The sequence below is a fragment of the Zhongshania aliphaticivorans genome (assembly GCF_001586255.1).
Classification (GTDB): domain Bacteria; phylum Pseudomonadota; class Gammaproteobacteria; order Pseudomonadales; family Spongiibacteraceae; genus Spongiibacter; species Spongiibacter aliphaticivorans.
Genome location: NZ_CP014544.1, coordinates 4,129,779 through 4,150,409 on the forward strand (window position 1 = coordinate 4,129,779; position 20,631 = coordinate 4,150,409).

Genomic DNA, 20,631 nt, shown 5'->3' on the forward strand with positions numbered 1-20,631 from the left:
TATGTAGTTTAGTTTAGGTGAGATTGCTACTTTTTGTCATTAATATCAGTATCTTGTGGCTTTGTCAAAGTCACTCTGGGGGTGTGGGGGTCGCAGGTTCGAATCCTGCCGTTCCGACCAGTTTAATAAAAAAGGCCACTCAATTGAGTGGCCTTTTTTATTTGTTGCAGATAATTGTCAGGCTAATCCAAGCGCGAATAAGCGAAGGCGCTAAAGTTGGACGCCGGATCTAACTTAATTACCTCTTCATAGTGTGGTTGGGCCTTTTCGTGCGCATTTTCTAGGTCGTAGGCTCTAGCGAGGTAAAAGTGTGCGTAGGTTTTATATGCAGCGTGACTTGCCTGTATTGGCAAGCCCAACTCCTTGACGGTCGAGGATTCTAGTGAGGCGAGTAGGGAGGTAAGGCGTTCTATAATAACGGGATTGTGTGATACCCATTGAGGAAACATTGAACGTGCTCGGCCACCTATTAGCAGTGCTTCAAGCTTTTCCATAGGTTCGATAGCAGGTGTGGCAGCAACCTGTATGAATAGTTCATAGGCCTGCCTGAGCTGGACTGATGCATCGGAGATTCCGCCGACTTTTGAGGCTTGAATAAGTAAAAAATATATTTTTGCCTCGAGTGTCCAAATACTCTCGGTCGGAATGTCACGCAATGCTTGATACGGTATTGCCGCATCCTCTGGCTTTTGTTCTAGGCAATAGGCAAGGCATTCTATCGCCGTCAGTTGTGCGTCGCCTGGATATGCCTTTAGGCCTTGTTTTATAAAGTTATGTGCGGAGGTGTAGTCGGCAACGAAGACGCAGGCGCCGGCGTAAGCGGTATATGTCTGTCTATTGTTGGGTTTGGGGCCAAGCGCTAATTGTTCAATACTTTCCTTAATTTTATATCTTTTGTTATACGCCTTACTCGGAATGTAGATGGAGTCTGATATGGCATCTAAGCCGACATCCACACTATCTATAATTTCTAGATATATTTTGCGCAATATGTTTGTTTTTTCTGCTATCAGCCAGCGGTTGATGATTCTGTCGGCACTATAGTGAACAGATAAGCTGTCGGCGAAACCGAGGTCAGGATGTACGGCGCCTTTCAATACCTCTATTTGCGCTGAGACTAAATCGTGTATTTTTGTTCGGGTGCCGATGAAATAGTTTAGCGATACCCCGAGCTCCATTGCACTCCAAATTAATCCTGCAATGTTTTGGTCGTGCGCAGAAAGTTGTGATCCGGCAGATATCAGATTATGTTGTTTCAGCGTCGCGATAAAGCCTTGATCGAATTCTAAGGCTATGCTTTCCGTGAGTTCTGGTGTTGAGCCGTCTAATACATTAGTGGCTATTTCGGCTTCAATTCTGTGAGACAGGGGGCTTTCGACATCTTTTAGATAATTTCCCGATAGCAATTGAAGTTCAATTTTATGGGGGTCGTGATTGAGTTCGTTAAATATCTTGCTGATTTCCGGCAATGATAATTTTGTATCTTTTTGGAACAGTCGAATCAGTCGAATTAGCTTTATATGTTGTGCGCTGTATAGCGACAGGTTGCGTCTTGGCTTTTCTGGGTGGGGTAAGAGGCCATCGCGTAGATAGTATTTGATCATTTCGCGAGACACGCCAGATTTATCTATCAGTTCCGCAATAGGGAAGGTGCCTGAGTCATCCATAGTTGGTGTTGTGTCTGTTGTCATATACTCGAATGCCGATTAATACGGGCTGGTTTCAATTTGCTTTCTTCATTTCTGCTTTAAGCGCGCTTGCTTTCAAGGCCAGCATTTCCTTAACGGTCGATTCAACAAGCTGAGAATTGAATAGCGATGTAGGAACATCGCCGTTCAATAATGTATGCATTTCATAAATCACATCGGTACCGTTGTCGCCGTTTGGCTTAATACAATACAGAAGAGTTGATTGCGCTCTAATCAAGCCTTGCTGAGGGTAGCTATTATCGACGGTCTCGCCATAGAGGCGCCTCATTCCTGTGTTTTGAAATTCGTCCACGCGGTACTTTAACACAAGGTCTCGATCCGCAATCGGCCATGGCAGGTCAAGCACCAAATATATAACGTTACTCTGTTCTGAAATTGTCTCAATTACCTTTGATTTCTTGCATTGCGAGCGCCATTCGGAGCAGCCGTTTGGCTTTGTGAAATCGCTGCCGAACGCAGAAAAAACCGATGGCGCAGTCGCGTCAATCTTCATCACGGCGCGCACCGCCTTGTAATCGCTCCCGCTGACTGTTTTGACGAAGATCTCAAGGTCTTTTTTAGTTTCACTTAACTCCCATGAGTCGTGAGTACTATTGCTGGCCTCAGGTGTTGGGAGCTGAAGACTGCAGACCTGGTTGCTGGAGTCGGCAAGCGCCGTGGTGGGATAATTGCTTGCAATACCTAGGATGAAAATTGTTAGGGCTTTAGCTAAATCTCTTTTAAAACAATAGATTATATTCATTTTTCGCCTTTCTATGCTTAGTTTTTCTGTGTGGCTGCCGCAAATTATACAATGGATAATTTAAATACCCAATAATGTTGTCGTTGTTGACATTAATTATTGGATAACTGTATTATCCATTAATTCAAGCATATTGATATTTTGGTAATAGTTTAGCGAGTGTTTAAGTCTCTTCGCTGTTGGGAAGGCTTCGTTTATGAATAGCAAAAAAATAATAGAGTCGTCGATATTTGCTGCCGTCTTGTGTTTAACAGGCTGTGGGCATGGCGGCAGCGCTGTTGAAGCACGCGATTTGGCGGAGATATTTGGCAGTCGTTTGTTCACGCCGAACTATGAGGTGTTGGCGCTACCAGCAGAGAAAATTACAGGCAGCGTTGCGGTATATCCAGATAAACGGGCATTTTACGGCGATATGCATGTTCATACGGCATTTTCATTTGATGGCTATTCAATGGGAACGGTCGCGACGCCGCGAGATGCGTATCGATATGCGACGGGTGAACCGCTGAGCCATCCCGCTGGTTTTGATATGAAGCTCAAACAGTCGCTCGATTTTTATGCGGTCACTGATCACGCCATGTTCCTTGGCTTGGCGATGGATGCTGATTCGGCAGGTTCTGACTATTCAAAGACTGATGTGGCGACGGATTTCCAAGGTCTTAATAATTTCGAAAAACAAAAAAACACCCTCCTTAATGTGGCGCGTCGAGCGAAGGCGTTCGGTGATTTCCTCCCTAAGAATGTGGGTGCTATTAACAGCGGGGAGCTGCCAAAAGAGGTTGTTAAATCAGTCGCCAGTCGAGCTTGGTTGGCGACGATAGAGGCCGCTCGTGATTTTTATAAGCCAGGTGAGTTCACAACATTTGTTGGCTATGAGTATACCTCTATGGCTTCAGATGCTGGCAATTTACATCGAAATGTTATTTTTAAGGATGCGGAGCATCTTCCGGCTGAGCCTTTCTCAACCATGCATTCGGAAAACCCGGAACACCTTTGGGATTGGATGGATATTCTTAGATCTAAGGGGGTGGATAGCCTAGCGATACCACACAACTCAAACGGTTCAAATGGTCATATGTTTGAGATGACGAAGTGGGATGGCTCCAAGATGGACATAGATTATGTCCAGAAGCGACGTCGAAATGAACCGCTTGTAGAAATTACTCAGATAAAAGGGACGTCAGAGACGCATCCTTCACTATCGCCCGATGACGAGTGGGCGAATTTTGAGATAGATGATTATCGTGTTGCATCCAACGCAAAGAGCGAACCTAACGGTAGCTATGTGCGGCAAGCCTATCAGCGGGGTTTGGAGTTAGATCGGCAAGAGTTAGGAAATCCCTACGATTTCGGTGTTATTGGATCATCCGACACCCACAATGCAGCGAGTGGCGTTGATGAAGAGGATTTTGTATCTAAGATCGGATTACTTTCCTCTGACGCAAAGCGGCGGGGATCGGTCCCTTTTACAATGCTAGAAGCCACGGCGGTGGGAACATTTGGTAAAGAATTCAGTGAGAAAGTGGATGGTAGAACCTATATCTCAGGTGCTGTGCCTAGCTTTGGTGCGTCGGGTTTAGCCGGGGTATGGGCGGAATCTAATACTAGAGAGGCTATTTACTCGGCCTTTCAGCGCAAGGAGACCTTTGGTACATCGGGTCCTCGAATATCGATTCGATTCTTTGCCGGTAAAGATTATGACGACTCACTCCTTGTTAATGTCGACGCTATTGCGCGTGCCTATAAGGGCGGTGTGCCGATGGGGGGCAGGCTCAGCCTGTCTGAGGACGAGAAGCCAAGGTTCTTTATTTGGGCAGCATTTGATCCGAATAGCGCGCCTTTGCAGCGAGTTCAGGTCGTTAAGGTCTGGCTTGGAGAGGATGCGAGTCAACATGAGGCCGTTTATGACGCAGCTTGCGCCGGAGGTGTGGCCGTTGATCCAGTAAGCCATCGATGCCCGAATAACCATGCAGAGGTCAATCTAGAGGATTGTTCAATATCTGATGGTACAGGAGCGTCTGAGATAAAGACGATTTGGCTTGATCCTACCTATCAGGCGGGAACTAAAGCCATTTATTACGCGCGGGTGCTCGAGAACCCAACATGTCGTTGGTCTACCTGGGATGCTATTCGTGCAGGTGTTGAGCCCCGCTCAGACCTTCAAACGATAATTCAGGAAAGAGCTTGGAGTTCAGCTATTCACGTCTCAACGCAACCCATTGCTGTCCCATAAATCTGACATAAAAAGGGCTTGAATCCCAACAAGTTGTTACAATGGATGTGCGACCAAACACTGTAAAAACAGGGAGATTCAAGCCTTGGCACATCATAACACGGTATTTTCTCAATTGTTAAAACTCGTATCGAGACATGAATTTGAGAATCTCGCCAAACAGCATCACGAGGGTCAAAAACTGCGCAAAATGTCGCGCTGGTCTCAGTTCGTCGCGCTGAGTTTGGCGCAATTTTCTGGCCGATCCAGCTTACGCGATATCGTCAGCAATCTGTCTGCCCAAGCGGCCAGGCTTTACCACCTCGGTACCGGTAATGTGTCGAGAAGCACTCTTTCCCGCGTGAATGAAAGTCAGCCCTATACGCTTTACGAAGCGCTGTTTCATAAACTGCTTTCTCGCTGCCAAGGCGTCGCGCCCAAACATGGATTTCGCTTTGGGAACAAACTGTATTCTCTCGATTCCACAACTATTGACCTGTGTCTTTCCGTGTTCCCTTGGGCAAAATTCCGTCGTGCCAAAGGAGCAGTAAAAGTGCATATTGGCCTAGATCATGACGGACTACTTCCCAGCTTTGTCAGCATTAGCGATGGCAAAAAGCACGATGTCACTGTCGGTCGCGTCCTTGAATTCCCTGCTGATAGCATTGTGGTAATGGATCGTGCCTATACCGATTACACATGGTTTAAGGCCCTGAATGACAAAGGAATATTTTTCGTTACTCGACAAAAACGTAATGCCACGTACCGTATTATCGAACGCCGCGAGGTCATTAAATCCAAAGGCCTGACATGTGATCAGACCATACTGATCACCGGGGCAAAGGCAAAGACTTGCCCAATTCCTTTGCGCCGGATCGGCTTCCGTGATGCTGAAACCGGCAAGCACTATGTGTTTCTGACCAACAACTTCCATCTTGCCGCCAAGACCATTGCTGATATCTACAAATCCCGCTGGAAAATTGAATTGTTCTTCAAATGCATCAAGCAAAACCTGAAAATCAAATCCTTTGTCGGCACGTCCAAGAACGCGGTCATGACCCAGATTTGGATTGCTATGTGCGCCTATCTACTGCTGGCTTGGATTAAGTTCAGTAGCCAAATTGATCGCAGCCTGCAGCAAATGATTCGCCTTTTGCAGCTCAATTTATTTGAGCGCAGAGAGTTGCTGCCTTTGCTAAGAGGTGATCCACCGGAGCCAATCGACAACAACATTCATCCGCAACTATGCTTGATGTGAATATTTATGGGACAGCAATGAACGCAACCATTAAAACCATTGGCAAAATAAAAAAGGGATTTAAGATTATGATCCGTGCTAAACGCATTTTCACCGTAGTTACGATTCAGTTTTTACTGACAAGTTCTCTGCAGGCACAAACGAGTTCGAGGCAGATTGAAGAGGTTGTAGTCACTTCGCAAAAACGTGCGCAAGATGTCAGGGATGTGCCTATCTCCATTGCGGTAGTCAGTGAAGAAATGATCGACAAAGTCGGTATCTCAGATGTTGGTGAACTCAGCCAAGTGGTGCCAAATTTGGTTATTACCATGACGACAACCCGTGGATTTGTGTCTATGCGCGGCTTGGGTTCTGGTAGTAATAAGGGCTTCGAGCGTTCGGTTGCTATGCAGATTGACGGTATTTACTACGGTCGTCAGGAATATCTTTTCGAGACGCTAGCTGACACTAAGCAAGTTGAGGTGTTGCGAGGGCCGCAGGGTACTTTGTTCGGCAAAAACGCGATTGCCGGAGCATTAAATATTACCACCGGTCAGCCAAGTCCTGACTTCACAGGGCGTATTGCCGTGCAGGGAGGGGATTATGATCGACAGCGAGTAAGAGTGGCTGTCGCGGGTCCAGTAATTGAGGATGTTGTGAATGCGCGTATTTCATGGGACGGCGATACCATGGACGGGTCAATCAAAAATACAACCTTCGATCTTGATCCTGCACAAAATCCCCATCGTGGCGATATAGACCCAGAGTTGCGTAGTCAAGATTTCGGCATTGGCCGATTTAAATTGAGTTTCCCGAACATAGTTGAAGGTTTGGATTTAAATCTTTCCGCAACGAAAACGCGGATTTACGGCAACTCCATCGGACTTCAGCTAACACAAGCAGAAGATTATACGCTGGATTTGTACCGCAAATATGACCCTCAGGTTGAAGATGATCCGAGTGATTTTAGAGGTTCAATAAACGAACGCGAGACTTCTCTAAGAGAGGGAGAAACATATACGGCCCAATTTGATTACTACGTGGGTGAGTACCAAATATCGGCAATACTAGGCACCTCGGAATTCGATAAGGGTTCTATTTTTGATGCGGATTTCGGCCCTATTGATGCCATCGTTTTGGCAGATGATGATCACTATGAACAACGCAGCGCAGAATTACGTTTGGTTTCTCCTGAGGGTCCATTTGAGTATGTCGCAGGCTTATTTTACTTTGAGAATCAAATTGTCGGAGATGGCAGAATTATTATTAACCCCAACCGTGTTATTGAGATGATAGGTGCGGCCCAAACTTCGGGAGCGACAAATCTATTACCGTTAAATATGCCAATACTGAGCGGCTTATTAGATTCTATTGGAAATCAAAAGCGCAATAATATTCGCCTATTTGATCAAGAGACAGAGTCCTATGCTGTCTTCTCTCAAAGTACGTGGAATGTAACTGATTCTCTCGCATTAATTTTGGGTTTGCGTTATTCCGAAGAGGAAAAACGAGCGAAGCAGATACTGGCTTATAATGATGTCGCGTCGCAGGCGCTTTTTAATGTATTTCTTGGAGAGTCTGCGTATGACACCACAGGCGTTAGGCAGGAGAATGATTTTTCGCCCAAGTTCAGTGTGCGATATGACTTGAATGACGAAATAAGTTTGTACGCTACCTACGCTACCGCATTTAAGGCGGGAGGGTTTAATGAGCAGGCCGTGGACGATACAAACCTAGAATTCGAACCTGAAAATGCGAAGACCTATGAGGCCGGTGTTAAAACTCGGTTTTACAATGGCGCGGCGACACTTAATGTCGGCCTTTTTTATACGGAATTTAGTGATTTGCAGGTGAGTTTATTTGACGGATTAAATTTCTCGGTTGGTAATGCGGCCTCGGCTATCTCCCAAGGTGTCGAAATTGATGGTCAACTTTTACCCACAGATTGGTTTGCTTTTACCGGCTCACTCGCCTACTTGGATGCGACTTACTCAGAGTATAAAGACGGTCAGTGTCCGGCAAATGGTGGCACTAGCGCTACGTCGGACAGTACCTGTGATCTTACCGGCCGCGAGCTTCCGCGAGCGCCAAAATGGGAGGTCAGCGTATCGAACTTAATCAGTTTTACTCGCATGAGTTCATGGCTTGATGACGCGCTTCCCATTGATATTGGAATCGGTTTATTCGCTACCTATAGAGCGCAACAGTATTTGACGACGGATCTTGATCCTGCCGACGCTATGGGTGGTCATACCGAGCTTAGTGCGGCGTTGAGCTTTACCGACGAGGCAGAGCATTGGGACTTTACTGTTTCGGTTAAAAATATATCCAATAAAATAATCTTAGCCGGTTCCAATGATGTCCCGCTTCAGCCTGGATCGCACTCTGGCGTGATTTCTGAGCCGCGTCGAGTATTTGCCGAACTTAAATATGAATGGTGATTACTTGTCACTACACATTTTATAGCGCGAAGGGTAATAGGATTTTATTGTGACTATCGATCAGTTAGATGCCGTTATAATTGGGGCGGGAATATCAGGTGTTAATGCAGCTTACGATCTGCAAACTAAATGCCCGCAATGTCGCTACACCATTATTGAATCCCGCGAATCGCTTGGGGGAACGTGGGATCTATTTAAGTATCCTGGAATAAGATCTGATACTGATATGTATTCCCTCGGCTATCGCTTTAAACCGTGGACATCTACAAAAGCAATTGGCAGCGGTTCGGATATTCTAAATTATCTGAGATCCGCCGCACGTAGTCACGATATCGACAAGCATATACGTTTTCAGCGGCGAGTTATTTCGGCGAGCTGGTGTTCCACTAGGGCGCGCTGGGATATTGTAATTCAGTGTGTTAAATCGGGTGATACTGAAAGGCTGGCGGCGCGCTTCCTTTTTGCCTGCAACGGATACTACTCTTACAAAGAGGGATACACACCGGTATTCCCAAACCAAGACATGTTTTCTGGCGACATTTTGCACCCCCAATTTTGGCCCGCTGATTATTCTCTTGCTGGTAAGAAAGTCGTTGTTATTGGCAGCGGTGCAACTGCAATTACTTTGGCGCCAGCAATGGCAAGGCAATCGGCAAAAGTAACCGTACTACAGCGGTCACCGACCTATATTGTTTCGCAGCCAGAGCAGTCATTCTTGCCAAAAATACTAACATTGCTGTTACCTGACAACGGTGTTCATGCCTTAATGCGTATGGTGGGAATATTAAAGCAAACCTCGTTTTACCTAGTGGCAAAACGGTTCCCAAAACTTGTTAAGTCAGTGTTACTGCATGATATACGCAGGAGGCTGGGTAAAGATTATCCGGTCGAAAAACACTTTACCCCTTCTTATGAACCATGGGATCAGCGGGTCTGCGTAGTGCCAAACGGAGATCTGTTTAGCGCCATTAAGGCAGGCGAGGTAACGATGGTTACCGATCACATTGCGGGCTTTGAAAGCGGTGGTATAAGGCTTAAATCTGGAAAAATTATAGTCGCAGATGTCATCGTGACAGCGACAGGGCTAAAAATGGAAATGCTGAGTGGTATGGATTTAGCGGTCGACGGTAAGAAGGTCGAGATCGGTAAACATTTTCTTTACAGAGGGGGGATGTTGGACTCCGTTCCAAACGCCATATTCTATATTGGTTATCCCAACGCGTCGTGGACACTTAAGACTGATCTATTAGGCAGGTTCGCGTGCCGGCTAATCAATTACATGAGAAAAGAGCGCTTTGATTATTGCACCCCAGTTTTGCCGAATAACAGTATGAATCAGAATCCATTGATGAGTCTTTCGTCGGGATACATTGTTCGCGCAATAGACAGCATACCGAAAGCTGGGCCAAAGAGCCCGTGGCGAACCAGTCAGAATTACTTTCGTGACTACATCGAGCTGCGGTTAAAGTCGATTAACAATAATGATTTAAAGTTCTTTCGGAAGAATTAAAAAATATAGAATTAATATGTTGGTGGAGGTATTGATTTAATTTTTTATTTTTTGCGCAGAACCAAGTTGATGCTTATTTCAAAAGGAGTGTTCGGTAATGAATTTGAACAACAAACTTGCATATGTTAGCGGTGCAGGAAGTGGGATTGGTAGGGAAACCGCGCTTGTGTTGGCAAAGAGCGGATGTCGATTGGCGATAACGGATATCTGTGAGGACTCACTGGGAGAAACCGCGTCACTTATTGGTGAGTCAGTCGTGTTTATCCATAGATTAGATGTGGCGGATGAATCCGCTTATCGCCAGTGTGCAGATAAACTCATTGGCGATATCGGCGTGCCCGATATCGTTGTTAATAACGCAGGAGTCGGATTAACAGGTTTTTTTAATGACTGCTCTCTACTGAATTGGCAGTGGATCATTGGTATTAATTTGAAGGGCGTTATTCACGGCTGTCATTTTTTTGCACCGGCGATGCTAGAGCGTGGTTCGGGCCAAATCGTCAATATTTCGTCTGGTCTTGGTTTGTTCGCCGCCCCCAAAATGTCGGCTTATTGTGCAAGTAAATATGCGGTGGTAGGGCTGAGTGAGTCCTTGAGGTCTGAGTTTTCGACATCGGGAGTTGGCGTTACCGTTATTTGCCCCGGTATCGTGAATACGGCCATTACAAAAAATATGAGAGTAGCGTCCGGGGAGCAGGCTGCGGTAAGGGCGACCACCTCGGCGATGTATCAGCGTCGAAATTATACCCCAGATAAAATTGCGGCTCGCATCGTCCGCGCTATTGAAAAAAATCACGGTGTCGTTCCCGTCTGTCCGGAGACCCATATAGCCTATGCTTTAAAGCGCCTTTCCCCACGTTTTTCTTCAGCAATACTAAGCCGTTTAATGGCTAAGACCTTAGATCCAAGCATAGTAAGATGCTAATACTGGCTTTTGGTTTTTAGTGCGGCAAAAGTAGCTCTAATTTCTGTTTGCGGAAAACGTATGAGAATGGGTATGACGATATATACATATGGAAATAATATGAAATCACACATTTCTAAGTCTAGGGTCTCTGTGCCCCTGTTTATTGCGCTTTTAATCGCCGCCGTTATTTCGCTAGCGAGCATTGCATATATTAAGCGCGAGCAAATTAAAGCTGCAGCGCACGCCTATGTTTTCGGCTACCCGCTGGTAATAATGGATATTACCAAGCAGGCCTTCGTGGAGAAGATGGGGCCGGAAAACCAACTTTTTCATATTGAGCGTTTTCCGCCGGTAGATTTTAGAGGAGTCGTAAGGCCGAATTTGGACACCTTGTATTCCTTAGCGTGGTTAAATTTAAATGATACGGAAATGGTGCTAAGTCTACCAGCGGAATCAAAGCGCTACTATCTTTTAACTATTTTAGATGCGTGGACAAATGTACCGGCTACCTTTGGTACGCGACAGGGAACGCAAGATGGCTCAAGTTATCTTTTGGTTGGACCGCAGTGGCGGGGCGATACACCAGATGGCTTAGAGCTAGTTAGATTGCCGACTAATATGTCTTGGATTCTCGCCCGAATACAAACAAATGGCGAGAAAGATTATCCCATTGTTAATACGCAGCAAAGGTCGATGTCATTGGTGTCTTTAGCCGATTGGCGCGCAGGTAAAAAACCGCTACCAGTTAAGAATTGGGATCAGGAAGATATGCCTGAAGAGCCGATTTATCAATTGGAGAAAATGTCAGCAAAGGCATTTATGGGGCATTTGATATCATTAATGGACAAAAATCCTCCCTTTGAGGAAGATACTGTCATGGTGAAAACATTAGAGCGAGAAATAGTTAGTCCAAACTCGTGGGGATTGTTAGACCAGTGGGCCATATCGACCGGAGTTTGGTTAGCAAAATACAAGCTCAAAGAGGCCCGTCAAGATGTATTTGAGAGGGCTGGCTGGCAAAATCCGCCGATGGAACTGGGTAACTACGGCAATGACTACGCATTGCGCGCTTTTATCGGGATGGTAGGTTTGGGTGCTAACCGGCCGGAAGATGCGATGTACCCCACCGCACGTACTGACGCGGACGGCGAGAAATTGAGCTCATCGGAAGATTACGTTATACATTTTGATTTTGGCGAAACACCACCAGTCAACGCATTTTGGTCAATTACCCTGTATGACGAAGAGGGCTATTTAGTCGACAATAAAATAAATCGTTATGCGCTTGGTGATCGCGATGACCTTTATTTTAATGCCGATGGCTCGCTTGATTTGTATATCCAGCGACATGAGCCTGCCGGAGAGAGGGCAAGAAATTGGCTGCCTTCCGGTGATGCTCCAATATTTTCGCTAACAGCGCGTTTGTATTGGGCAAAACCAGCGGCCTTGTCGGGCCAGTGGAGGCTGCCCTTAGTCAAGAAACAGCAGTAAATACTAAATAAGTTAATATTATAGGTTGGGCGATAAGCTGCCCCTGTTTAGGTGGAATTTGAATGGCTATATTCTGCTGTTGTCGCTTAACTAAGCCTTTTGCAATGCAATTTAGTTACCAGTAATACTGGCTGCCTACCCACAATCCATAGCCTCTATCTAGGCACCAGAATACGGCCATTCCTCCCATTGTGTAGACTGCGACTTTGCGCATTAGCCATTCTGTTCGACCGGATGCCATACTTATGATTTTTAGCAGTGCGCCTAGCCCGACGACAAATAATAATTGGCCCGCCTCAATGCCAATGTTGAATGCCACTAAGCTTGCAACGACATCGGTTTGTGGAAGTCCTAATTCCTTTAATACGGTGGCAAAACCTAAGCCGTGAATTAGGCCGAAGATAACAATGAGTGGCCAACGTGTATGAACGCCATGGCGCTTGCCATAACTAAGGTAAATGGCCAAGTAAAGAATGGTTGCCGCTATGGCGAGTTCGACCCATACCGCGATATTGGGGATGATGCCGAGACTCACAAATACTAATGTAACACTATGACCTATCGTGAACGCACTAACCGTTAGCAAAAGTTGTTGCCATGACGTTGCAAGTAATAGCAGTCCGGTTACAAAAAGCAGGTGGTCTAAACCAATAAGAATATGCTCAATGCCTAGGAGGAAATATTGAACGACAGACTTTAGCGTACTCGCAGTGGCGGGAACGGTGAAGGTTTGATCATCGTGCCGTATTAGTTGATTGTAAGAGCGTTTGTCGGCAAGCTCGATTTTGATTAGCGCCGCCGTCCTACTCGATGTTAAACCTACAATGCTAATATCTTGATTGTCTAAGCCCTGAGGGCAGCTTATCTGCCAAGTTATTTCGAAAGCACTTCCAGTTATCCTATCGTTCAGTGGGCTAATAGTGCCGCAGCTTTGAGGAAGTGTTGGCTGCGGGCGTTGAAACTCTCTGCTCGATGGCGTGCGCCATAGAACATCAAATATATTATTAGTCAGCTCTTTTATTTCTAGTAGTGATGGCGCCAAAGTGTGCGAGTGGGCCGGCATGCAAACTAGGATTAAGAATAAACTCAGTACATATTTCATTACTATTTGCCGTCTCCAGCTATCACGTAGTACTTGCGTAATGTCGCTATGTATTTTTCTAGGGCGTCGTTTTCACGTTGCTCTCGCAGTGTTTGTGAAACTTGCTCGCGGACGTCTTCGAATCGTCGGGGTTTAACTCTATGTACCGCATCACCGTAAAAAGATACGCCTCGTCCTGAACTAGACTAGCTTTGTATCGCCCTTCCCACGCCGAGCCGCTCCGGCCATATTTGTGATTGAGATACGGTACGTAACGTCTTCCGATAAATTGCATCAACCGGCTTATCTGAATTCCATCCTCAGGTGTAACGAGCAGATGGATATGGTTAGTCATAAATACGAAGGCATGTATGGCGACATCATACTTTTGAGCCCCTTCACCTAACCAATACGCATACGTCGCATAGTCCTGCGCTTCAAAAAATATTGGTTCTCGCGAATGACCTCGCTGAACTATATGAACAGGTACGTCCGGTAAATAATAGCGTGGCTTTCTAGGCATCGTTTCTTCCCTGAAACAACTTCGACAAAGTCAGACTAGCAAAGCGTCAATGCGCAGTCACCCCAGCCGATCAAAAAAGGGCTCTGACCCCTTTAATTTGACCCCTTTAATTAGTGACTTCGATGGCTTTTGGCATATAGGTAAACGCAATTTTTAATGCGTTTAAAGCAGAGGGGCTTAGTTTTTCGGTCATTATAATACTCAGTATTTAATTGTTTGTATTCAGAACACCGCTAGTATGCGCGGCCTTGTAGTGGAGGTGAAGCCACAACGAAAAAAGTTGTCGCAATGACTACCCTTGTTATAGAGCGATCTCGTTCTTAGCTTGGAAGCAGTCTGCAAATTTATCAAATGATTCGTAAACATCTTTGGTTAACTGAGGTTGACCGGTTAGTATTGATGCAAACACAGCAGTTAATCCATTTACACCATTTGATGCTTTAAGAGCATGTTCTAGTATTTGGATGGGATAGCCTTTGCTATGGCGGTCAATCGCGTGTAGACCGCCATGCACATAGGAACTTAATGGCTTCCAAGAATATTGTTTAAACTCTAGGATTGGATCAATAGCATTTTTTGGAGCTTTCTTTTCAAGCTGGCTAATCATTTCACTCAGCATGGGGAGCTTGTTGGCTATTTTTTGGTTCTCTTCGTTTAGTTCAGCCGTTAGCTTGGTCAATTCTGTTTCAGAAGCTGCATAAAGAACCCATATGCCACGTACCAAACACTCAAATTGAAGGCGAAGTAAACCTATAGCTGAAGTGAAATTCCTTAATGACAATAAAATCTTAAAGCTCTCTGCATGCTCTAAAGACACACTGCACATCACCTTACTCACTCTGATTCTGTCAGAATTGTCGTAAAAAGGCTGCTTGAGAATATGCAACACATAGTCTTCAAACTCTGAGGATCTTACAAGTAACTTGTCTATAATGAATCCCTTTTAGTTTTATAGCGGCCGGTTAAGCAACCCCGTTGATGTCGGATTAAACCGGTTGCTATGCTAATCATCCGCACTCACCATGTTCAAATCTTGCTTTCTTTGCGGCGCTGTAGGCATCAGCGATAATAGTTAACGAATCATTTGGTTCGGATGCAAACTTTACATCATCATTAGTAGTAATAACCCAATTGACGTTATCTTGATACCGGCCCCATCTATAACGAGGATGCTGTTTGGAATATTTTTTTTGATAATATATTTCGTCTAGCTCAATCAGTAATTTTCTTTGAGCTTCACTGTCTATTTGAGGTATTTCTCGATCCGGGAACTGATCCGATATGAATGGAGGCAAATCAGTCTCTAGAGTCCAACTCCAAAAAGCATGATCAAAAGATTTTGCATTCCATACTTCCCACGCTTGCCCAGCAAACAGCTCCATTCGAAACCCATCCGAAGGCCATTCCCACTCATAATTTTTAAAAGCCATTTTCGTGGTCTTAATCTGCCCACTAGCAAGCACAACAATTTTTTTTGAATCGACGCTTAATTGGTAAGCTTTTTTTCGGTCGAGATCAGTTGGTTCTGGGCCTTTCACTTCAAACCAACAGTCCAATTGAGGAAGCCAAAAGTCAGGTAGATATTTGACGCCGGAACTTAATGTGAACCCTTCGGGCTCATAATCCCATTTGAGCTTGAGACTCTCAAAGAAAACAGCCCATCTAGCTTCTAGGCGCGACCTAAACTTACAACCTCTGTACACTGTTTCAATCGGACTCATAGGCATCCGAAATTACTTTTAAAGCATAGCGCATCGATAGTCGGCGGCTACGCAGTAGCTATCCGTGTTGATTGACCTTTTAAATGGTTATTTTTTGTCTTTCTCAAAAGCATCGAAACCCGTATCTACAGAACCAACATATCGGATGTTCTTCTGTTTAAAAATACCAAACAGAAAGTCAACGAAGTTTAAGAATTCATATATTTCATTAGCCGCTTGATACTCGCTAGTACCTACTTTAATAATCTTACTACCGAGTAGCTCAGTAGCTTCGTCAGAATCTATTACAAAGCTGTGGTCTTTATAGTGATTGGTAAAGTGATCAGCTAAACCTTCGCAAGTTTTTCCCTCAGGTAACTGCTTGCCATTGAGCAAGCGAATGGCGTATTGCGTTGCAGACTCATTGATGCGCTCAAAATAACCAAGATCTCGAATGTTTACATTGTCAGTTAGATATTTCGAAAACATGTCAGATGCTGATGGAAATCGCTCGGTCATTTGAGCAATCTTTTCTACAGCATTTGCCAAACCTAGAGCAGGAAATCCTCCAAATTGTGGATCAATAGGTCCTAATTCACTTAGAAGCCCCATATGTATTTCACTGGCACCCAACGAAACCAGAGTTGCTGCTGACTTTGCTCGCCGAGCGATAGCAACAGAAAATTTCTTTTTAGATAAACGTTTACACGTTTTACTAATTAGGTAAGCAGGTTCAATTTGACCTCCGCCACTTTCGACGAACATCAGAATGTCTTTTTTCTTATCTAAATCAGATATTGCGCGATATATACGGTCTGAATGGTAGCCGGCTATAGATTTATATTCATCGAAAAGTAAAATAACGCAATATTTATCAAGGTCGTAGTCTTCGACAATTTTTTTAATATGGGAAGTGATTTTGTCTTTAATATCATCTTCTTCTAACTTATCACGAAACATTGCGACCTGATCTGCGACAAGACTAAGATCATAAGACTTTTCTTCGATTTTTTTTTCGTCTTGCTCCACTTCGTTATTTTCTTCGTCTGCCATATTATCTCCGTGTAATTTTAATTTAACCGCTTAATAACGACTCAGGCTAAATATCACCTTGGTCCCCTTATCAAGGAGCGGGCTTTAACTTTGATTAAAAGATTCTAGGAAATTCAATAAGGTGGCGACCTCGCTATTAACGAGTGCCGACAAACAAAGATTGCTTCCCTGTATCTCTGCCAAACATTCCTTCCCACTGATCATATCCCGTTTTTTATAAATTTCAATGCGTTAATGCGTGGGTACAGCGAGTGCCTGCGAGGGATCGGCAATCTGGCGAGTCGCTAATAGCGGGCTTGATCCAGTGCCTGGTTGGGGGGATATGAATTACTTCGGTGGTATGTGGATTCTGAATCAAGTTCAGAATGACGGGACGAGGAATTCAGAATGACGGTGCGTGGGTTTCAGAAAGACGGGGCGGAGAGAGCGACGGGGTGCGGAGATTTACCGAGCGAGTGGGGTAACGCCAAAATAGGTAAAGCCGTCTTACCGAACTTGATCCGGCATCTAGTGAGGGGGATATGAATTACCTCGGTGGTATGTGGATTCTGAATCAAGTTCAGAATGACGGTAGGTGGGATTCAGAAGACGATGTGCGACGTTCAGAGTGACGGTAGGTGACGCTCAGATTTACGGCACTTACATCGCTGGCTGGCGATGTGTGACTCGCACAATGGTTTTTGGGCCACCGTCTGCGCCAAAGCCAATAAATGCCACTCTGTGCATATTGTCGAATTTCCATTTAGACCGTATAAAGGCGCTCCTCAATTTTCTGTAGTCAATCATGGCTTGGATTTCATTCGATATTTTCCGCACCCTTGGCTTTAGCGACACTAAGCAGTTAAAACCCGAGCAAATTTTTAAGCACCGCGACGAGATCAGTTCCGCCGATTGGGTTTTATACCCTGAGTATTGGCAGCTCAATGCCTTGATCTATGGCCTTAAAGCGCGGGTGTTCCCCAGCCAAGCCAGCTACCTGCTAGGCCACAATAAAATTGAGATGACTCGCGCCTTTGAGATGGTCGCGCCAGCGAATACCCCCCACACCGAGATTCGGGCCAACACCCCCAGTAACGCGGAGGAATTGTGGGAGCTTATGCTGCACCCCTTTGTTGCCAAGCTTCCCAAAGCGTCTCAGGGCAGTGGCGTTTGGTTGATAAAAGACCGGGCCGACTGGCGCGCGTATTTGGAAAAAACCGATGTTTTGTATGTGCAGGAATACTTGCCCATTAACCGTGACATTCGCGTGGTAATTATTGGCGATACGGTAGTGAGCGCTTACTGGCGACTGCAATCTGACCAAGGGTTTTACAATAATGTCGCCAAAGGCGGAGTGATTGAACAAAGCGCAGTGCCCGCGCAGGCGGTGAATTTGGCGCTGCACTTAGCGCAAACGCTGGACATTGACCACGCCGGTTTTGATATTGCCATGGTCGGCGACCACCCCTATGTGTTTGAGTTTAATCGCCTGTTTGGCAATCAGGGCATTGAGGGTGGCGAGCAAAAGATTCGGGAAGCGATCATCGATTATTTACTGCGCAAGCAGGAGCCAACGGGGCCGAACTTCCCCAAAGCGCCAGCCAGCGGCCGAAAGCGTTTGCGCAGCGTGGCGTAATACACTCGCTGCAGAACTGAGCAAATGCGCCTCTCTGCAGGTGTGCGTCGACAGTGTTACCATGAGGGCTTGTTCGTTCCTTGAGGCCTGAATCATGCAAGCAGCTACATCGTCCTTTGTCCGTCGCAGTCATACCCTGTTTATTTTGCTTTTGGCCAGCCTACTGCTGAGCGGCTGTGGTATTAACAATATTCCCCGTTTGGACGAAGAAGCCAAAGCCGCTTGGGCGCAGGTAGAAAACCAGTATCAGCGCCGCGCCGATCTTATCCCCAATTTAGTGGCCACCGTGAAGGGCTTTGCCGCGCAGGAGCAAGAAACCCTAACTGCGGTGGTTGAGGCCAGAGCAAAAGCAACCTCGATGCAGGTTGATGCCAGCATTTTAGATAACCCCGAGAAACTGCAGCAGTTTGAGGCGGCCCAGGCCAAACTCAGCGGCGCGCTAAGCCGCTTGATGATGGTTCAGGAGCGCTACCCAGATTTAAAATCCAACCAGAACTTTTTGGCGCTGCAATCTCAGCTGGAAGGCACCGAGAATCGCATTAGCGTTGCCCGCCGCGACTTTATTCTGGCGGTAGGTCGTTATAACACCGAGATTCGCACCTTTCCTGGCAAGATCTGGCACAGCATGATGTATAGCGAGCTAAAAGAGCGCGAAACCTTTAAAGCCACTGCACCAAAGGCGGAAGAAGCGCCCCAGGTTAACTTTTAATGCGCTTATTCCTAACGCCTTTATTAATCGTATGCAGCCTGCTGTTCAGCCTGTCTGCCCTCGCCGCCGAGCCGGAATTTCCCAAGCTTAGCGGCAGGGTGGTCGACAATGCCAAGCTGCTGTCTGCCGCCACCGAGCAAGATCTGAATCGACAGTTGGCGGCGCAGGAGCAACGCACCGACAATCAAATAGTGGTGGTAACCCTGCCCGACTTACAGGGTTATGAAATTAGCGACTACGGCTTTCAGTTGGGTCGGCATTGGGGCATTGGTCAAAAAGATGCCAATAATGGCGCGCTGCTGATTATTGCGATGAAAGAACGCAAGATGCGGATTGAAGTTGGTTATGGCTTAGAAGGCTTGTTGACCGACGCCCGCAGCGCGCAAATTATTCAGCAAATTTTAACCCCCGCCTTTAAATCTAGCGATTTTGACGGCGGCGTAAAGGCCGCCGTTGAGGCCATGGTGCTGATCATCGACGGCAAGCCCGCCGCGATTCCTAAAACCCAACAAGCCAATAAAAAGTCGCCACCAAAACTCGGTGGGCTATTACTGCTGATTATTATATTTTTGATGATGAGCGGTGGCCGAGGTGGGCGCGGATTCTTGGGTGGCGCCTTGCTCGGTGCCGCATTAGGTAGTCGCCACGGTGGTGGCTTTGGCGGCGGTGGTTTTGGTGGTGGCGGCTTCGGCGGAGGTGGCGGCGGTTTTGGCGGCGGCGGTGCATCGGGAGGCTGGTAGCAATCCCTAATCAATGTAATGCACTAAACCTCGATACCTTAATACGGAATACTTTATGTCGCTGATAAATACCCAAGAACAGCAGTTACTGATTGACGCAATACAACGTGTCGAAAACAAAACAGATGCCGAACTCGTCACCGTTTTGGCTCGGCAAGCAGACGATTACCGCTATATACCCCTGCTGTGGGCTAGCCTATTGGCTTTGCTGCTGCCGGGCGCGGTGAACTATTACCCCGAGTGGCTTAATCCCCACCAACTCATACTAAGCCAGTGGGCTTTATTTATCGGCCTTGCACTATTGTTTCAAATACCGGCCCTGCAAAGCCGCCTTGTGCCTCGCCAAGTTCGTCACTGGCGGGCAAGTAATTTGGCACGGCGGCAATTTCTGGAACAAAACCTTCACCACACCACAGGTGAAACCGGCATGTTAATTTTTGTTTCTGAAGCTGAGCGTTACGTTGAGATTTTAGTAGATCGCGGTATATCGGCAAGAATACCCGATGCCTATTGGCAGGGTATTGTTGCGCAATTTACCGAGCAAGTTCGGCGGGGCAATGTCGCTAAGGGTTTTGTGGAATGTATTGACGCCTGCGGTGTGGAATTGCAGCGCCAACTTCCCGCCACCACTGCGAAAAATGAACTGCCTAACCATTTGGTAATTCTATAACACCTGTTAATTAATCACTTCGCGCTCGTTTAAACACTCATAGGAACCGGTCGCAAATTCCCGACAGATAAAGGGCCGGTTTTCATAGATAGTGCACCGCATGGTGTGACGATCCAATGCTGCACACCAGCCATCACTCAAGCGCGCCATCACTTCCCCGCCCCATTCGTCGCGCTGAATATAGCGCTCCGGCACACCGGTTTCGGTTATGAGCATCACTTCTAAACGGCAGCACGAGGCTTTGCAGGTCGAACAGCTCACCGCCTGCTCTGCACCTGCGTCAGTGGCAAT

General features: G+C 46.2%; 18 protein-coding genes. 10 read left to right on the forward strand and 8 right to left on the reverse strand.

From position 1 onward, the window contains the following. Positions 1-182: 182 nt before the first annotated feature. Positions 183-1,691, reverse strand: coding sequence for a MerR family transcriptional regulator (locus AZF00_RS18480; protein ID WP_082793698.1), 1,509 nt, complete (start codon positions 1,689-1,691; stop codon positions 183-185). Between the two features lie 31 nt (positions 1,692-1,722). Then, complete coding sequence (locus AZF00_RS18485) at positions 1,723-2,451, reverse strand: START domain-containing protein (protein WP_062384697.1); 729 nt, start codon at positions 2,449-2,451, stop codon at positions 1,723-1,725. Positions 2,452-2,647: 196 nt separating this feature from the next. Here AZF00_RS18485 and AZF00_RS18490 point away from each other — a divergent pair, with 196 nt between their 5' ends. The 6 genes from AZF00_RS18490 (at position 2,648) to AZF00_RS18515 (ending at position 12,249) form a co-directional block, all read left to right on the forward strand. Next, positions 2,648-4,684 carry a DUF3604 domain-containing protein gene (locus AZF00_RS18490; RefSeq protein ID WP_062384700.1) on the forward strand — a complete coding sequence of 679 codons (2,037 nt, stop codon included), beginning with the start codon at positions 2,648-2,650 and terminating at the stop codon, positions 4,682-4,684. A gap of 85 nt (positions 4,685-4,769) precedes the next feature. Next, a complete protein-coding gene (locus AZF00_RS18495) occupies positions 4,770-5,921 on the forward strand; it encodes an IS4 family transposase (RefSeq protein ID WP_062383042.1) in 1,152 nt (383 codons plus the stop codon). Positions 5,922-5,938: 17 nt separating this feature from the next. Then, positions 5,939-8,341 (forward strand): TonB-dependent receptor, encoded by a 2,403-nt coding sequence (locus AZF00_RS18500; RefSeq protein ID WP_197465694.1) that lies wholly within the window; start codon positions 5,939-5,941, stop codon positions 8,339-8,341. 49 nt (positions 8,342-8,390) lie between these two features. Beyond that, entirely contained in the window at positions 8,391-9,851 is a 1,461-nt protein-coding gene (locus tag AZF00_RS18505; RefSeq protein ID WP_062384706.1) for a flavin-containing monooxygenase, read from the forward strand. A 97-nt stretch (positions 9,852-9,948) separates the two neighbouring features. After that, a complete protein-coding gene (locus AZF00_RS18510) occupies positions 9,949-10,776 on the forward strand; it encodes an SDR family NAD(P)-dependent oxidoreductase (protein ID WP_062384707.1) in 828 nt (275 codons plus the stop codon). A gap of 60 nt (positions 10,777-10,836) precedes the next feature. Next, positions 10,837-12,249, forward strand: coding sequence for a DUF1254 domain-containing protein (locus AZF00_RS18515; protein WP_082793699.1), 1,413 nt, complete (start codon positions 10,837-10,839; stop codon positions 12,247-12,249). 115 nt (positions 12,250-12,364) lie between these two features. Here AZF00_RS18515 and AZF00_RS18520 read toward each other — a convergent pair whose 3' ends face one another. The 5 genes from AZF00_RS18520 to AZF00_RS18545 form a co-directional block, all read right to left on the reverse strand. After that, positions 12,365-13,351: a HupE/UreJ family protein gene (locus tag AZF00_RS18520; RefSeq protein WP_062384712.1), complete on the reverse strand. Its 987-nt coding sequence runs from the start codon at positions 13,349-13,351 to the stop codon at positions 12,365-12,367. A 58-nt stretch (positions 13,352-13,409) separates the two neighbouring features. Further along, on the reverse strand, positions 13,410-13,853 hold the full coding sequence (locus AZF00_RS18525; protein ID WP_062384715.1) for a transposase: 444 nt from the start codon (positions 13,851-13,853) through the stop codon (positions 13,410-13,412). Positions 13,854-14,154: 301 nt separating this feature from the next. Next, positions 14,155-14,670, reverse strand: coding sequence for a DUF6988 family protein (locus tag AZF00_RS18535; protein WP_197465695.1), 516 nt, complete (start codon positions 14,668-14,670; stop codon positions 14,155-14,157). 190 nt (positions 14,671-14,860) lie between these two features. Beyond that, positions 14,861-15,574, reverse strand: coding sequence for a PDDEXK family nuclease (locus AZF00_RS18540; RefSeq protein WP_156474881.1), 714 nt, complete (start codon positions 15,572-15,574; stop codon positions 14,861-14,863). Positions 15,575-15,661: 87 nt separating this feature from the next. Continuing rightward, entirely contained in the window at positions 15,662-16,606 is a 945-nt protein-coding gene (locus AZF00_RS18545) for an SDH family Clp fold serine proteinase (protein ID WP_062384722.1), read from the reverse strand. Positions 16,607-17,390: 784 nt separating this feature from the next. Here AZF00_RS18545 and AZF00_RS18550 point away from each other — a divergent pair. From AZF00_RS18550 to AZF00_RS18565, 4 genes are all read left to right on the forward strand, one after another. Further along, a complete protein-coding gene (locus tag AZF00_RS18550; protein ID WP_062384724.1) occupies positions 17,391-18,221 on the forward strand; it encodes an ATP-grasp domain-containing protein in 831 nt (276 codons plus the stop codon). 94 nt (positions 18,222-18,315) lie between these two features. After that, on the forward strand, positions 18,316-18,930 hold the full coding sequence (locus AZF00_RS18555; RefSeq protein WP_062384726.1) for a LemA family protein: 615 nt from the start codon (positions 18,316-18,318) through the stop codon (positions 18,928-18,930). Beyond that, positions 18,930-19,670 (forward strand): TPM domain-containing protein, encoded by a 741-nt coding sequence (locus AZF00_RS18560; protein WP_062384728.1) that lies wholly within the window; start codon positions 18,930-18,932, stop codon positions 19,668-19,670. Before AZF00_RS18555 ends, AZF00_RS18560 begins: the two co-directional genes overlap by 1 nt. 55 nt (positions 19,671-19,725) lie before the next feature. After that, positions 19,726-20,340 (forward strand): TPM domain-containing protein, encoded by a 615-nt coding sequence (locus AZF00_RS18565; RefSeq protein WP_062384732.1) that lies wholly within the window; start codon positions 19,726-19,728, stop codon positions 20,338-20,340. Positions 20,341-20,346: 6 nt separating this feature from the next. Here the strand turns inward: AZF00_RS18565 and AZF00_RS18570 are convergent, their stop codons facing one another. Beyond that, positions 20,347-20,601 carry a YkgJ family cysteine cluster protein gene (locus AZF00_RS18570; RefSeq protein ID WP_226968312.1) on the reverse strand — a complete coding sequence of 85 codons (255 nt, stop codon included), beginning with the start codon at positions 20,599-20,601 and terminating at the stop codon, positions 20,347-20,349. Between the last annotated feature and the right edge of the window lie 30 nt (positions 20,602-20,631).

Excerpts from the sequence above, each read along its gene's own strand:
- AZF00_RS18480 (WP_082793698.1), bottom strand. The coding sequence starts at position 1,691 with ATGACAACAGACACAACACCAACTATGGATGACTCAGGCACCTTCCCT.
- AZF00_RS18485 (WP_062384697.1), bottom strand. The coding sequence starts at position 2,451 with ATGAATATAATCTATTGTTTTAAAAGAGATTTAGCTAAAGCCCTAACA.
- AZF00_RS18490 (WP_062384700.1), top strand. The coding sequence starts at position 2,648 with ATGAATAGCAAAAAAATAATAGAGTCGTCGATATTTGCTGCCGTCTTG.
- AZF00_RS18500 (WP_197465694.1), top strand. The coding sequence starts at position 5,939 with ATGAACGCAACCATTAAAACCATTGGCAAAATAAAAAAGGGATTTAAG.
- AZF00_RS18510 (WP_062384707.1), top strand. The coding sequence starts at position 9,949 with ATGAATTTGAACAACAAACTTGCATATGTTAGCGGTGCAGGAAGTGGG.
- AZF00_RS18515 (WP_082793699.1), top strand. The coding sequence starts at position 10,837 with ATGAGAATGGGTATGACGATATATACATATGGAAATAATATGAAATCA.
- AZF00_RS18520 (WP_062384712.1), bottom strand. The coding sequence starts at position 13,351 with ATGAAATATGTACTGAGTTTATTCTTAATCCTAGTTTGCATGCCGGCC.
- AZF00_RS18525 (WP_062384715.1), bottom strand. The coding sequence starts at position 13,853 with ATGCCTAGAAAGCCACGCTATTATTTACCGGACGTACCTGTTCATATA.
- AZF00_RS18540 (WP_156474881.1), bottom strand. The coding sequence starts at position 15,574 with ATGAGTCCGATTGAAACAGTGTACAGAGGTTGTAAGTTTAGGTCGCGC.
- AZF00_RS18545 (WP_062384722.1), bottom strand. The coding sequence starts at position 16,606 with ATGGCAGACGAAGAAAATAACGAAGTGGAGCAAGACGAAAAAAAAATC.
- AZF00_RS18550 (WP_062384724.1), top strand. The coding sequence starts at position 17,391 with ATGGCTTGGATTTCATTCGATATTTTCCGCACCCTTGGCTTTAGCGAC.
- AZF00_RS18555 (WP_062384726.1), top strand. The coding sequence starts at position 18,316 with ATGCAAGCAGCTACATCGTCCTTTGTCCGTCGCAGTCATACCCTGTTT.
- AZF00_RS18560 (WP_062384728.1), top strand. The coding sequence starts at position 18,930 with ATGCGCTTATTCCTAACGCCTTTATTAATCGTATGCAGCCTGCTGTTC.
- AZF00_RS18565 (WP_062384732.1), top strand. The coding sequence starts at position 19,726 with ATGTCGCTGATAAATACCCAAGAACAGCAGTTACTGATTGACGCAATA.